The 14,336-nt window shown below is 43.5% G+C and carries 12 protein-coding genes and 3 tRNA genes; 3 read left to right on the top strand and 12 right to left on the bottom strand.

The window, feature by feature from the left end:
- Positions 1-3: 3 nt before the first annotated feature.
- Positions 4-79, top strand: a tRNA-Asn gene (locus AC5JPO_RS12985).
- A gap of 193 nt (positions 80-272) precedes the next feature.
- Here the strand turns inward: AC5JPO_RS12985 and AC5JPO_RS12980 are convergent.
- From AC5JPO_RS12980 to AC5JPO_RS12955, 6 genes are all read right to left on the bottom strand, one after another.
- A complete protein-coding gene (locus tag AC5JPO_RS12980) occupies positions 273-839 on the bottom strand; it encodes a DUF411 domain-containing protein (protein ID WP_319050668.1) in 567 nt (188 codons plus the stop codon).
- Positions 840-1,013: 174 nt separating this feature from the next.
- Positions 1,014-2,321, bottom strand: a complete 1,308-nt coding sequence (locus tag AC5JPO_RS12975; RefSeq protein WP_442967644.1) for an arsenic transporter — start codon at positions 2,319-2,321, stop codon at positions 1,014-1,016.
- A gap of 50 nt (positions 2,322-2,371) precedes the next feature.
- Positions 2,372-3,097, bottom strand: coding sequence for an arsenical resistance protein ArsH (arsH, locus tag AC5JPO_RS12970; RefSeq protein ID WP_319050602.1), 726 nt, complete (start codon positions 3,095-3,097; stop codon positions 2,372-2,374).
- Between the two features lie 16 nt (positions 3,098-3,113).
- Positions 3,114-3,521, bottom strand: coding sequence for an arsenate reductase (glutaredoxin) (gene arsC / locus AC5JPO_RS12965; protein WP_319050603.1), 408 nt, complete (start codon positions 3,519-3,521; stop codon positions 3,114-3,116).
- Between the two features lie 78 nt (positions 3,522-3,599).
- Positions 3,600-3,962: an ArsR/SmtB family transcription factor gene (locus AC5JPO_RS12960; protein ID WP_319050604.1), complete on the bottom strand. Its 363-nt coding sequence runs from the start codon at positions 3,960-3,962 to the stop codon at positions 3,600-3,602.
- A gap of 223 nt (positions 3,963-4,185) precedes the next feature.
- Positions 4,186-4,449: a YrhK family protein gene (locus AC5JPO_RS12955; RefSeq protein WP_319050605.1), complete on the bottom strand. Its 264-nt coding sequence runs from the start codon at positions 4,447-4,449 to the stop codon at positions 4,186-4,188.
- A gap of 376 nt (positions 4,450-4,825) precedes the next feature.
- Here AC5JPO_RS12955 and AC5JPO_RS12950 point away from each other — a divergent pair, with 376 nt between their 5' ends.
- Entirely contained in the window at positions 4,826-6,175 is a 1,350-nt protein-coding gene (locus tag AC5JPO_RS12950) for an MBL fold metallo-hydrolase (RefSeq protein WP_319050606.1), read from the top strand.
- Between the two features lie 351 nt (positions 6,176-6,526).
- On the opposite strand, the gene AC5JPO_RS12945 is transcribed toward AC5JPO_RS12950, so the two are convergent.
- The 4 genes from AC5JPO_RS12945 to msrB form a co-directional block, all read right to left on the bottom strand.
- A tRNA-Asp gene (locus AC5JPO_RS12945) sits at positions 6,527-6,603 on the bottom strand.
- A 52-nt stretch (positions 6,604-6,655) separates the two neighbouring features.
- Positions 6,656-6,731 (bottom strand) — tRNA-Val (locus tag AC5JPO_RS12940).
- Between the two features lie 223 nt (positions 6,732-6,954).
- Entirely contained in the window at positions 6,955-7,440 is a 486-nt protein-coding gene (locus AC5JPO_RS12935) for a glutathione peroxidase (RefSeq protein WP_443526142.1), read from the bottom strand.
- A gap of 135 nt (positions 7,441-7,575) precedes the next feature.
- Complete coding sequence (msrB, locus tag AC5JPO_RS12930) at positions 7,576-8,001, bottom strand: peptide-methionine (R)-S-oxide reductase MsrB (RefSeq protein ID WP_443526141.1); 426 nt, start codon at positions 7,999-8,001, stop codon at positions 7,576-7,578.
- A gap of 817 nt (positions 8,002-8,818) precedes the next feature.
- On the opposite strand from msrB, the gene AC5JPO_RS12925 reads away from it, so the two are divergent.
- The gene (locus AC5JPO_RS12925) at positions 8,819-10,105 is read left to right on the top strand and encodes an aminotransferase class I/II-fold pyridoxal phosphate-dependent enzyme (protein WP_443526402.1); all 1,287 of its coding nucleotides are present in this window, start codon (positions 8,819-8,821) and stop codon (positions 10,103-10,105) included.
- A 109-nt stretch (positions 10,106-10,214) separates the two neighbouring features.
- Here the strand turns inward: AC5JPO_RS12925 and AC5JPO_RS12920 are convergent, their stop codons facing one another.
- Together AC5JPO_RS12920 and AC5JPO_RS12915 are read right to left on the bottom strand one after the other, a co-directional pair.
- Positions 10,215-11,822, bottom strand: coding sequence for an inorganic phosphate transporter (locus AC5JPO_RS12920; RefSeq protein ID WP_443526140.1), 1,608 nt, complete (start codon positions 11,820-11,822; stop codon positions 10,215-10,217).
- Between the two features lie 773 nt (positions 11,823-12,595).
- On the bottom strand, positions 12,596-14,266 hold the full coding sequence (locus AC5JPO_RS12915; protein ID WP_443526138.1) for an ATPase: 1,671 nt from the start codon (positions 14,264-14,266) through the stop codon (positions 12,596-12,598).
- Positions 14,267-14,336 lie beyond the last annotated feature (70 nt).

Raw genomic sequence — 14,336 nt, 5'->3', positions numbered from 1 at the left:
TATTCTCCAATAGCTCAGTTGGTAGAGCAACGGACTGTTAATCCGTGTGTCCCTGGTTCGAGCCCAGGTTGGAGAGCCACATTTTAGTAGTAAACCTTTTGAGTCACTATAGATTCAATTATGGCATTTGCCAAAACCCCCATCAGTTTGATGGGGGTTTTTTTATGCTTATTATTTAGAATAATTTAGCGCTACACTTATTCCAACGTTTCGATAAGCGTCTGCATTTCTTTTAGCTCACATTTTTGTGTCTCAATAATATCATCGGCAAATTATAGCTGCTGAGCGATGGACTCAATATCTGCATATACTTGATTTATACCGTCCTTATTCATTTGCATAATTTGATAAGGCGAGAACTGGTCTTGATACTCCATACCTGGGCTACCGACTGGCATACCAGGTACAGCGAGCCCAATAGCTTGCTCTGGTGGGTTCTGTAAAAACTCTGCCACATACTTCGCCGGGACATGACCTTCAAAGATGTAGCCATCGGTCGTCACTGCCGTGTGACAAGAACGCATCTCATTAGGAACGCTATAGCGGTCTTTAATCAATGACAAATCAGCTGGGTGCTGGGCTGTCGAGACTAGCCCGTGCGTCTGTGCATGATCTATCCACTCTTTACAGCAACCACAGTTGGCATCTTTGTAGACGGTTGCAGATACATTCTTCAAAATACCAGTCTGGCTTGCTTGTGTCGCTGCTGTAGACTCTACTACCGCTTCAACGTTTGCATCTTTACTGGTATTGACACTTACCTCATCAGTATTATCAGACTGTGCGCATGCCGACAATAGAAGCGCAGTAACCAATACAGCTGCCCCGCGGATTGGCATTAGCAAATACTGACGAGGTTTGAGGATGGTGTTCACAGTAAGCATTGTCATTTTATACCCTCATTTTAGGTAAAACACGGATTGCATGGAGACCTTATCATGCCCAAACAAAGCTGATCATCGATACATTTATCAAATTGGCGTTCTAGTAAAGCGGGCTTGCTAATGCTTTGATTAGCTTGACAGCATAGGCAACCAAACAACCAAAGCTAACAATGTTACGAGTAGCACAGGAGGCGTAATCAACAAGCCTATTTTTATATACTGTCCCCAGCTGATTTTATAGTCTTTTTCTGCCAGTACATGCAACCATAATAAAGTGGCAAGACTACCAATCGGTGTAAACTTGGGGCCCAAATCATTGCCGATCACATTGGCATAAATCATCAGCTCTCGCGTCGCTGCGGGCACTTGAGCCTGATCAATCGCTAGCGCGCCGACCAAAGTCGCTGGCATATTATTCATGATAGACGCGATAATAGCAGATAAAAACCCAGTTCCTACTGTGGCAATGACTGCGCCCTGCTCTCCCAACCAATTAAGGATTTGTGCGCCATATGCAGTGAGACCTGCATTACCTAAACCATAAACCACCAAATACATACCAATGGAGAATAACACGATTTGCCAAGGTGCATTACGTAACACCTCACTCACAGAAACGACTGCACTGCGCCCGCCTTGCCACAAGCGACCAGCAATGGCCATCAAAACAAGGGCGGCCGCACCAGTGACAAGTGAAATCGGCAGCCCTAACGGTTCAGTCGCAAAATAGGCAAGAAGCAGCAAGCTCAATAACGGAAATGCAGCCCGAAACACCAATGGATCTGTAATAGCAGACTCTGGAGCACTTAAGTTATCAACTGGATAGCGCTTAGGGATATGACGCGCGTAAACAACCCATAGTACCAGTAGTGTCGCCAATACAGACACGATATTGACGGGTACCATGACCGCCGCATAACGACCAAACCCAATATCGAAATAATTGGCACTGACGATATTAACCAAGTTTGACGTAACCAAGGGCAGACTTGCCGTATCAGCGATAAAGCCTGTTGCGATGATAAATGCCAAAGCTGACGGCGGCGAAAAATTCAAACGCAGCAAGATAGCAATCACAATGGGTGTTAGTAATAGCGCTGCCCCGTCATTGGCAAAAAATGCAGAAATAAAGGCGCCAAGCACGACAATCATCGGAAATAGCAAGCGCCCTTGACCATTACCTAGCCTTGCCACATGTAGTGCCGCCCAGCCAAAAAACCCTGCCCGATCTAGGATAAGCGAGATGATAATCAGCGCCACAAAAGTAAAGGTTGCATCCCAAACAATATCCCAAACAATACCGACATCTGATAGCTGCACCACACCGAACACCAACGCGACAAGCGCGCCACCCATAGCGCTCCAGCCGATACCCAATCCTTTAGGCTGCCATATAACCAATACTAAAGTAACCACAAAAATAGCAAATGCAAGCATGATGCAACCTTACTTAAGCTGACTTTGTTCAGCCGATTTTTTATAAAAGACTAGATCGATTTTTGATTAACGCGATTTGATACTTGCTCAGCACTTTCAACGCGTTCTGAATAGCGATCGGTAAGGTATGCTGAGCGTCCGCGTGTGAGCCAAGTAAATTTCACCAGCTCTTCACAGACGTCAACCAGACGCAGGTATAAAGGCGACATATCCATACGATTGTCATCGTTGAACTCTAAGAACGCTTTAGGGATCGAAGATTGATTAGGGATAGTAATCATCCGCATCCAGCGTCCGAGAATACGCATTTGATTGACCGTATTAAAGCTCTGACTACCACCACTGACTTGCATCAGCGCTAGTGTTTTACCCTGAGTGGGTCGCACGCCACCTAGTGACAATGGTATCCAGTCGATTTGTGCTTTCATGATACTAGTGATACTGCCATGGCGCTCTGGACTCACCCACAGCATGCCTTCAGACCACTGTGCCAGCTCCCGCAATTCTTGCACTTTTGGGTGGTCCGAATCTACATCGTCAGGCAACGGCAAACCAGATGGGTCAAACATCTGCACTTCACAACCATACCAACGTAGCAACCGGCTCGACTCTTCAGCAGCTAATCTAGAGAATGAGCGCGCGCGGACAGAGCCGTACAACACCAGTATTTTGGGTGGGTGACGTGAATCATTTGGTGCAATAAGAGACTTAATATCGATAGGCTGTAGATTATCGATATCAATATTGGGCAAGTCATCAATATTAGAGGTCGTCATAGATGGCTGCGTAGCCTTAGCGTTTACCATGAGAGACAACCTCGCCATCTTCTTTGGTAAAGCTGCTTATTGGGTTATCTAACAGCTCAAAAACTCGCTCTGAAGGACGACATAAAGCTGCGCCCTTTTCGGTTACTACGATAGGACGGTTGATTAAGATAGGATGCGCGATCATCGCATCGATAATGTGATCGTCAGAGAGTTCAGGATTATCTAGCCCTAGCTCATCATTGATAGCTTCTTTGCTTCTTAATAGTTCTCTCGGAGAGATTTGCATTTGCGCTAATAGCTCAACCAAACGATCGCGCGTCGGTGTATTTTTTAGATACTCCACTACTTCTGGCGTTTCGCCTGATGCCTTAATAATAGCGAGGGTATTACGAGAGGTACCGCAATTAGGGTTATGAAAAATCAATGGCTTCATAGTGATATTACCTATTAAGTGTGTGTCTTTTAAGTGAAAGGCGTTTAAGTGAGTGCCGTTATTGAATGGATAATAGGTTTAATGATGGCTTTGTTCGGCAGACGCATCCATTCGGCAGCCACTCAAACTATCCATAAGTGAGGCGCACAGCTCTGGATGCCCTGCACAGCAGTCTTGGAGTAAGAATTGAATGACGCTGTCCATATGGGAGAGTGATGCTCGATAAATGATTTGCCGACTGTGTCGTTGAGAGACTACCCAGCCTGCTCGTGCTAGCACCGCTAGATGAGCTGACATCGTATTGTGCGGCACACCAAGCTGACGGGCTATTTCGCCCGCAGGGAGACCTTCAGGCTCGTGGCTGACCAGCAGCTTAAAAGCCTTTAATCGAGTATCTTGAGAGAGCGCAGCAAAGCTTGCAATAGCATTAGTTATTTCCATATGTCCAATAATACAGACATATTAAAAATAGTTCAATGTTTTTTGAACGAGGTTTTCATTTCTTAGAGGTATCAGGCATTATTCATCATGGCATGATAAATCAAACCAACGCACCTTAGTAATGCACCACAAGCATTAGCAATTATCAGTTTCAGAAGTAAGACTGGATAGGAAATAATTTGATGCTACGGCTTGATATAGTATTACCTACCTTGGCAACTTATTATTTTTTTGCGCGTTTAAATACCCTACCAACATGAATCAAGCTAATTAGCTTAATTAGCGGTTTGATAAGTAGTTGTGCGCTGCCAAGGATGAATAGCCATGTACCGTCCGTCGTCAACGATTCTTTCAAAAAGAAAAAGCTACCAATCAAAAACCAAACAGCAATGAGTAAATCATTCACTGCACCCAAAGCGTCATATCGTCGCTGTATGACAATATGCTCTTGCCCAACATCAACATCTAATGCCTTGTGGTCACTCAAAATTTATCCTTTACTTGCATGTATTTGAGTCATAGATATATCAATTGGCCAGCATCTCTGTCAACAAGCTACTGTAAAAAACCTACTAAATAAGACGTCTGTTTTTAACTTCACTAACTAACGTTCAATAACTTTATTACATTTATAGAATTTTTAAACCTGAAAACAGCATACATGAGACGCTAAATATCGATCCAAAAAATCGCTGTTTATTGGATGAATACCTATATAAATATAAAGTTAATATATGTTATTGTATATTGATAGATATTAAGAAAATCTCAGTGAGTAAGAATTCAATCAGACAAATCAATGTAACTAGTAAGATGCTACTGGCAAAAATCTCATTTGACATAATTATAATAAGGAAAAGACCATGCTATTAGAAAAAATTAAAACACCTGGACTGTCTCACCTATCCTATTTGGTAGGCTCTGGTGGTAAGGCAGCGGTGATTGATCCGCGTCGTGACTGCGCGATATATGTAGAAAAAGCGCGTGCAGCAGGGCTTGAAATCACACATATTTTTGAGACGCATCGTAATGAGGATTTGGTCTCTGGCGCCCCTATTTTAGCAGCCTTGACAGGGGCTATCGTCTTGCACGGACCAAACCCAGAACAACCTATTGTCTACGCTCAGACAGCACGTAATGGTGATTGCTTCATCATCGGTCAACTTGAAATCCATGCTCTGGAGACTCCTGGCCATACCGATGATCATCTGGCTTATGCACTGTTTGATACCGCATATCCAGACAAAGCCGTCGGCGTCTTTACAGGCGATGCACTATTCGTCGGTGATGTGGGCCGTACCGATTTCTATCCTGATCGTCGCAGGGAAGTGGCAGGTCTACTTTATGACTCGTTACAAGACATTCTAGCACTTGGAGATCAGGCCATTATATATCCCGCTCACGGTGCTGGTTCAGTATGTGGCTCAGGTATGGCGGAGCGTGAGTTTTCTACTGTTGGTCATGAACGAATGAATAACCCGCGTTTGCAGATTACTGATCGTGAGGCATTTATTGACTTTAAGACTAACGAAAACCATTATCAACCGCCCTACTTTAGGTTGATGGAGCGTCTCAACATGGAGGGCGGTGAAGCACCTCCTACTGTTATGCGTCCTCGTAGCCTCTCGCTCAAGCAGCTGCATGACTGCGGTGCCGATCATCTCATCGATATTCGTGAGCCAATGGCCTATGCATCCGGACACCTGCCTGAATCGATGAGCTTACCTGTCAATATGCTACCTGCATTTGCTGGGTGGTTTATTGAGGAAGGACAAAGCTTGGCACTGATTGCTTCTGATGAAGAGCAACTAGCGACTGCAATGGAGCATCTGGTACGCATTGCTTTTGATAATATTGTCGGGGGCTATGTGGGTGTCGTTCCTGCTGCTGCCCAAGGCGCGCGGATGCAGCGAACCCCTATGATTGACACCTCTGAAGTAAAAAATCGTCTGGACAATGCTCAGAACTGGACTTTGCTAGATGTACGTGATATCGACGAGAGAAACGATAGTGCGATTGAAGGCTCACAGCATATCTATGTTGGTCATCTGAACAAGCGTTGGCGTGAGCTCGACCAGAGTCGCCACTATACCTTGATGTGTGCCAGCGGAGCTCGAGCAACGATAGCAGCAGGATGGCTTGCTAGTCGAGGTTTTGAGCATATTGATATCTATCTAGGATCAATGGGCGCATGGCAAGCAACGCGTGACTAACCCTCTATCTGTAGCTAGAGCCTATAATGAGCCAAACGTGTCATAAATTATAGATAATACACTTTAAGCAAAGCTCCTTTAAAACGCTGTATCTAAAATAAATATGATGACCCTTCTTTTATTCAATACAAGACTGATGTAAAAGAAGGGTTCACGCTCTAGCTGACCTTTAATTGATATGACTTAACTACATATAAATTATAATTCTAGATTATAACTCTTACTATATTTTCTTATCTGACTTATAACTCATAAAACATAGATAAAAACACAGGCACAAAAAAACCCCAAACAACCTAATGTTTGAGGCGAAACTTGCTTAAACTCGAAAGTCTAAATTCGTTTTAAATATGGCGCAGCGGACGGGACTCGAACCCGCGACCCCCGGCGTGACAGGCCGGTATTCTAACCAACTGAACTACCGCTGCTTAGGTCGTCTTAGCTTCTTGCTCTTATTTAAGGAGCCCACTTGCTAAGAAGTGGTGGGTGATGACGGATTCGAACCGCCGACATTCTGCGTGTAAGGCAGACGCTCTACCAACTGAGCTAATCACCCTTCGAACAATTGCGATGCAATTTATTCAACATCAACTGAGCCCTAAGTTTGTCACTAAGCTCTGCTGCTGTGGGTGTGTATTATATAGATTTACACATGGCTGTCAAACGCTATTTTCTACTTTTTGAGATATTTTTGACGTTTTTATCCAAATATTTAGCAAGCATATGTTTTTGTTGATTTTATATTTTTCCAAAAAATCAAAGTTTTTGGTAGATGCCATTTATTTATTCGCTAGTGCCTGCTCAATATCACTTTTGATTGCTTCTGGCTTAGTTGTTGGAGCATAGCGGTCAATAACCTGTCCTTTACTATCGACCAAAAACTTCGTGAAGTTCCATTTGATACCGTCGGTCAGCACACCACCTTTCTGATCCTTGAGCCATTCGTAGATAGGATGAGCATCTGATCCGTTGACATCGGTTTTTGCCATCATAGGAAAACTGACACCATAGTTCTTTTGGCAAAACGCGCCAATCTCGTCATTACTGCCTGGGTCTTGGCTACCAAATTGATTACAAGGAAAGCCGACAACTACCAGCCCTTGATCTTTGTACTGTTGATATAACGATTCCAACCCTTCGAACTGCGGCGTAAAACCACATTTGCTTGCCGTATTGACGATTAGCAATACGTTGTCTTTATAATCAGAGAATGCTTGCGAACTACCGTCCATACGCTCAGCGGTAAAATCATAAATAGTACTCATTATTCATCCTTAAATCGAGGTTTGGTTATTTTTGGTGTTGGTTCAAAAGCTTTATCTTCTTAATGATATGAACAGTAGAAAATATTGAAAAGGAAGCACTCTGTACTTCCCTCTCACACTGCTAATAATAAAACCCTACTTCTCAGACTTATCTAAATCAATAGATACTGAGTTGATGCAGTAGCGCATACCTGTCGTCTCAGTAGGTCCATCTGGGAATACGTGACCCAAATGGGCACCGCAGTTGCTACAGGTGACTTCTGTGCGAGTCATGCCAAGCGAGTTGTCAACGTGCTCGTCAATCGCGCTGTTGTCGATACCTTGATCAAAACTTGGCCAACCGCAGCTAGCATCAAACTTTCTGCTCGAATCAAACAAGCTAGCACCGCAGCCCTTACAGCGATAGACGCCATCATCAGTTGCATCGTTGTACACACCTGTGAATGGACGCTCCGTACCTTTCTCACGCATCACGTGGTATTCATCAGCACTTAGACGCTCTTTCCAGTCAGCTTCAGTCAATTGGCTGATCTCTTCTTTGCTTAATTGATTATCTTGCATAATTTATCCTTATTCGAGTATTTATTGTCTAATCTCGATAACTGTTTTATCGCCATATAATTATGAAAACGATGTGCCCTATCTGTTGGTTATTGCCTCACTATTCAAGGTATAAACAAAGGGAGTGCTGCTAATATTATTGGATAAGTAGCATTGCTAATGAGATTGATTAAGTAAAATATAGCAAATTACCTCTACATAATAATGGGTAAAGATGTAATTTTGATACGTCTAACGCCTATTATTGATATACAAACATTCCTAATTGAAGAGTTGTTTATAGCTAATGCAAGTATAACTTGCATATAAGATTATTTGTTTAAAACTATTTGCAAAACACTTTTGAATGCAATAATATCTTGCATTAGTGTTAAGTAAAAACACGTATCTCAGGTTATAAGTTTACTAATCAATAAAGGTTCCAATAACAATGTCTGATGATAAGAATAAAAGCACGCAAGCAGAACGGTTGGTCCAGTTACGACATGACAAAGGATTCACCGCTGAACAATTGGCACAAGCCATGACAGCTGCTGGTGCCAAGGTCAGTCGCGGCGCTATCTCAAACTGGGAACGTGGCACCAATGGCATCGTCTCATCAAAGCTGCCCACACTCGCCCGTATTTTGGGGTGTAGCGAAGGCTACCTGCTACGCGGAGAGCTAAAGGGCGAAGGCACTGACAACAATGAATTAACTGTACCTACAAAACAGATTACGCAAGATACAGATGCCGACATAGCTACTGAAATAGCTACTGACATAAATGCGACGTCACATAATCAAATAAATACCAAAACAGACACTATTCAACCTGCTATGTCTTCTAATACTGTCAAACACACATACACTCATTCGACAAACGGTCACGCTATGAATACCATCAAAAAATCTGACAAACTGCAGAACGTCTGCTACGACATTCGTGGCCCACTATTACAGACTGCCAATAAAATGGAGGCTGAGGGCAAGCGCATATTGAAGCTTAATGTTGGCAATCCAGCACCGTTTGGTTTAGAAGCGCCTCATGAAATTTTGCGTGATGTCGCCATGAACCTATCTGAAGCTACTGGCTACTCAGACTCGCAAGGCATTTTTTCAGCGCGCAAAGCGATCTTGCAGTACTACCAGTCTAAAGGGCTGCTGTCAGCGGTAGATGTGCGTGACGTTTATCTAGGTAATGGGGTCTCTGAGCTGATTGTGATGACTATGCAGGCACTGATGAATGATGGCGATGAGGTACTGATTCCGATGCCAGACTATCCGCTTTGGACAGCGGCTGCTAACCTCGCTGGTGGCACCGCTGTACACTATCGCTGTAACGAAGAAGACAACTGGCACCCTGATATTGAAGATATCAAATCTAAAATTACCACCAAGACAAAAGGCATCGTGGTTATCAACCCCAACAACCCAACAGGTTCCCTGTATAGCGATGAGCTACTAAAACAGATTATTGAGGTTGCCAAAGAGTACAATTTGATCATCATGGCAGATGAGATTTATGATCGTATTCTTTATGATGATCACGTGCACACCCCTATGAGCACCTTAACTGACGAAGTACTGGTGCTCTCATACAATGGCTTGTCAAAATCACACCGTATTGCAGGGTTTCGCTCAGGCTGGATGATGGTATCTGGTCGCAAGCAGCACGCTACTGACTTTATTGAAGGCTTGGATATGTTAGCCTCTATGCGCCTTTGTTCTAATGTTCAGGGACAATACGCTATTCAAACCGCTATGGGTGGTCACCAAAGTATGCAAGAGCTAACCTCGGAAAAAGGTCGCCTATATAAGCAGCGCGAAATGGCAGTCTCACGTCTTAACGCAATTAAAGGCATTTCTTGCACCATGCCCCAAGGCGCATTTTATTGTTTTCCAAAAATGGATCCAGAAGTCTACCCTATCGACGACGACATGAACTTTATGATGGACTTACTGGTCGAAGAAAACGTATTGATGGTGCAAGGAACAGGATTTAATTGGGACAAACCAGATCATTTCCGCTTGGTCTTTTTACCTAATCTGCACGACTTAGAAAACGCGATGGATAGACTGGATAGGTTTTTTGCAAAGAAGCGTCAACAGTTTGGTACCGACTAAACACACCGTTAGCGAGTGGATCAAAAAAACGCTTATTAGCATGAGGCTAATAAGCGTTTTTTGTTGTTCTTAGCATAGTCGCAACCTAAATGTCGCAACGAGACACATACTAAAAAATGTTTTTCAAAACAACATAGCTGATCGCTGATAGTCCAGCGGCAACTGGCAAGGTGATTACCCATGCAAGACCAATTGGCTTCATTAGCGCCCAATTAGTGTCTCTATTGACGATACCAATACCAAGTACAGCACCTACCAAAGTATGCGTACTAGATACCGGTAGACCTAAGGTTGATGCACCCATAACAACCGCAGCAGCAGCAAGCTCTGCTGAGAATCCTGACGCAGGATGCATTTTTGCTAGATTGGTACCAACCGTTTGAATCACTTCTTTACCGATGAACCAAAGACCTACGATCAACGCAACACCAAAAGTCAGCATGACAGCTGGCGGTACTGCTGCTTGTGAGGCAATCTCATTGGTACGGATAACATCCATGATGGCAGCAAAAGGACCAACCGCATTAGCGATATCGTTTGAACCATGACTAAAGGCAAAGGCTGATGCAGTAAATACCTGCATCCAGCTGAACATAATAAAAGTAGCCTTGGTCAGATCTTCTTTGTGCTTACCGCGAATACTCTTGGTGTAGATAAAGGTCGCTAGCCAAACTAAGGCTGCGATCATACCCATGATCAAGAAACCCTGCAGCGTGGTCAGATTACTATTAACGTTTTTAAGACCTTTAAACACGACCAAGGAAGTCATGACTGCGCCGCCCAATGCAGCAATAATAGGTACCCATTGCTTAAGCGCTTTTAGCGTATCAAGATTACTACGCTCGTTTTCGATTTCATAAAGCTCTTTGTAGTAATCAGTTTCTAAGTCTGTGACGACACAATCATCATCTTTATAGATTTCTTGATCACGTAGCATCGCTGAGGTATAAGCCAGCTGTTCTGACTCTGTCAAACCATCCAAAAACTCTTTATGATTTTGCTTTAGTACCTTTTTATTGGCTTTTAGCTCACCGATATGGGCTTCTGTTTGATCATTATACGCAATGATATTTTTCTTAATGAGACCATATAGGATATATGCTAATACACCACCTAGCAGCGGTGATAGAACCCAAGAAATAGCGATGGTACCAACCGTACCCCAATCTACGGTAGATAGTGCAGTAGCGCTACCACCCAAATCGAATCCTAGAACGATAGAACTACCAATGACACCGCCAATAATAGAATGAGTCGTCGATACTGGTAGCCCCCTGCGTGTGGCAAATAGCAGCCAAAATGCAGCGGCGATCAATGCTGAGAGCATGACATAAATAAACTGGTTGGGTGTGACTGTCAGACCGTCCAAGTCAACGATACCTTTACGAATGGTATCGGTAACCTCACCACCTGCCAATACTGCACCAGAAACCTCAAATATCGCGGCTACCCCTAACGCTTGGGGAATGGTTAGCGTTCCTGCCCCTACCGAAGTACCGAAGGAGTTGGCAACATCGTTACCACCGATGTTGAATGCCATAAAGACACCAAACGCGGTTGCCACAATGAACAGCGTCGTTTGCTGACGCATGGTGTAATCTAAACCCCACCACAAAAAGTAGACGGTCATCGCAATTAATAGAATGGCAAAAAATAGATTTACTTTCATAGAGCCGACTGGTTGAGTTGGCTCTGTAGAACTGTTGCTAATACCCATACGTTGATACGTCCTGCGTAAGCTGATTGAAATTATATGCGATTAGGACATTGCGTAGCATTTAAGCAGATGATGCTAATCTGCATTTCGACTGCTTGATATGTGCGCAATGTGTTTTCTAAACAGTGAACTTAAAATAATGAACTTTTAACATGCTATTGCTGCCGTAATCCTAAATCTATCGTTGCTTTTGCACGTCTGATTTAGGTCGATAATAGTAGGTCAACAAGAAATACTCCCTACCAAAACACATCACTCCATATATCACAAAGCCGCAAGGTATAGTGCTCAATCATTCGATTACAGCATCTCGCGGCTTACAACTCTGATAGTGGTACTGTTTTTATTTATCTCTAGTACGGCAGTAATATTGGTTGAATCTCTGCCCTAATCATAAAATATTCGTTTACTAGGAGACTTTATGACATAACAGAGGCAATTTTGCCCCTATTATATTAAATATAATCACATAATGCATAATGATATTGCAAGATTTGTAACTGGGAATGTGTACGTTTGATGTCACTCTTTCTCGATGACAGATTGAATTGAGTATGTTTTGTTCCATTAGCCTATTAATAGGCAACTTGTAGGCGCTATCAACAGCGAGCTGTCAGTATAAACCATTGTCAAAAATCACTATTCAAATCATGACCATCACAGGCCTAACTATTAAAGTCCAGACATTAAAGCGCAGGCATTGAAGCCAAGTTCTGAAAACCAAAACATCAAAACTCTAATAGTGAAACCTAATCATTAAAAATTAGTTATTTTTATTCAGCTACTGCTGATAGCTGCTCAATCGCATGATCTAACACATCCAAACGTGCTTGGCGTTTTTCATTGGTTGCAATAACACACCATGGCGCTGTTTTTGTGTCTGTGCGTGCCAGCATATCCGCGGCAGACTGCACATAATCAGACCACTTATCACGGTTGCGCCAGTCATCATCAGTCAGCTTAAATTGCTTGTGCGGTGTGTCTTGGCGATCCTCAAAACGTTCAAGCTGCTCTTTTTTGCCAATAGCCAACCAGTATTTTATAACCAACGTTCCTGCAGCTGCCAAATCTGACTCAAAGCGATTGATTTCATCATACGCGCGCTGCCATTCGTCATTGGTTGCAAACCCTTCAATACGCTCAACCAATACGCGCCCATACCAAGTGCGATCAAAAATAGCGATACGACTGATACGATTGGTTTGCTCAGCAGGCAATCTGGTCCAGAACCGCCATAAGTAAGGATGCTGGGTCTCGTATAACATCGGTGCGCCAATATTATAAACTTGATACTCACGTGGATCGAGCGCTGCCACTAGTCTCTTAATCGCACCGCCTTTTCCAGCGGCATCCATGCCCTCAAAAGCAAAGACGATATGGCGACCTTTGCGCGCACGTAATAGCTCAGCAAGACGCGCTTGCTTCTCTGCCAGTGCTTCGCGGTAGTCAGACTTACTGATTTTTGAGTCGTCTATGTCAGTCAATTTCTTAGGTATCTTGACAGGCTTAAAGGGCTTTTTGTCAGCATCTGACTGAGACTTTTTCTTCTTAGATTGAGATTTTTCAGCCTTGGGTGCACTTTTGCGACTACTTACCAGTGAGGCTTGCATGGCATGCAAGACTTCATGACAGAAGTTATCAGCGGCTACAGACTTGTCGTCGCCATCGATAATAATCCAATCACCTTGCTGTTCGAGTAGCGTCGCTGCTACCTCATTAAATTTTTCGATGACTTTTTTGCTGTTCCAGTCTATTTGATACAAAAACTGCGGATCCGCTTCATCATCTTCCAAGCGACTTTGCAGCGTGTCAGCGTCAACATGAAACCAGCATTTCAATACTCTGGTATGATTGGCCACAAGGTCTTGTTCAAACGCTTTTAACACTTCTAATTGTTGCTGTAGATAGTCTTGCCACTGAGCAATAGGTAGTGCGTCTGTGTCGATACTATTATTCATTAACTGAGCATTCGTAGACTGATCTTGGTCACTTTTATCATCTGATGCTGCCAATCGCATGATGTTGTATAGCAAGTCAGCATACCAATTACCGAAATACACCATCACATCACCATGGCGCGGCATATCACTCGTATGGGCTTGCCAAATAGGCTGATAGCTTAGTGATGCCTGACCAATGGTTGCTTCAACCTTGAGTAGTCTTGGATCAACCCACTGTCTGAGCTGCTTAACTGATGTGCCCTTACCTGCCTGCTCCATCCCATTGACAAGCACCAATAGTCCTGTTGGTTTGTTGGTGGTTTGCTGACGCGTGGCTCTTAGTGCATATTGCGCTGTCACTAGCGCCAGTCTCAGCGCATCCTCATCCATAGAGAACTGGCTCAAAGGATTGGGCGTTAGGCGCTGCTCGACGACTTGCTCACTAAATTGTGCACTCACCGCTTGTAGTGCCGCAGGTTCAGTAGTATCATTTTTTTGGGACATGATTGGACTCGCTTTTATTTATAGTAACTGTATTTTTGGTAGCTATATTCTTAGTAACTTTGTCTTTATT

This window comes from Psychrobacter sp. H25 (assembly GCF_059076335.1).
Note: the sequence above shows the minus strand (reverse complement) of the source record. Positions and strands in the feature narration are given on the sequence as shown.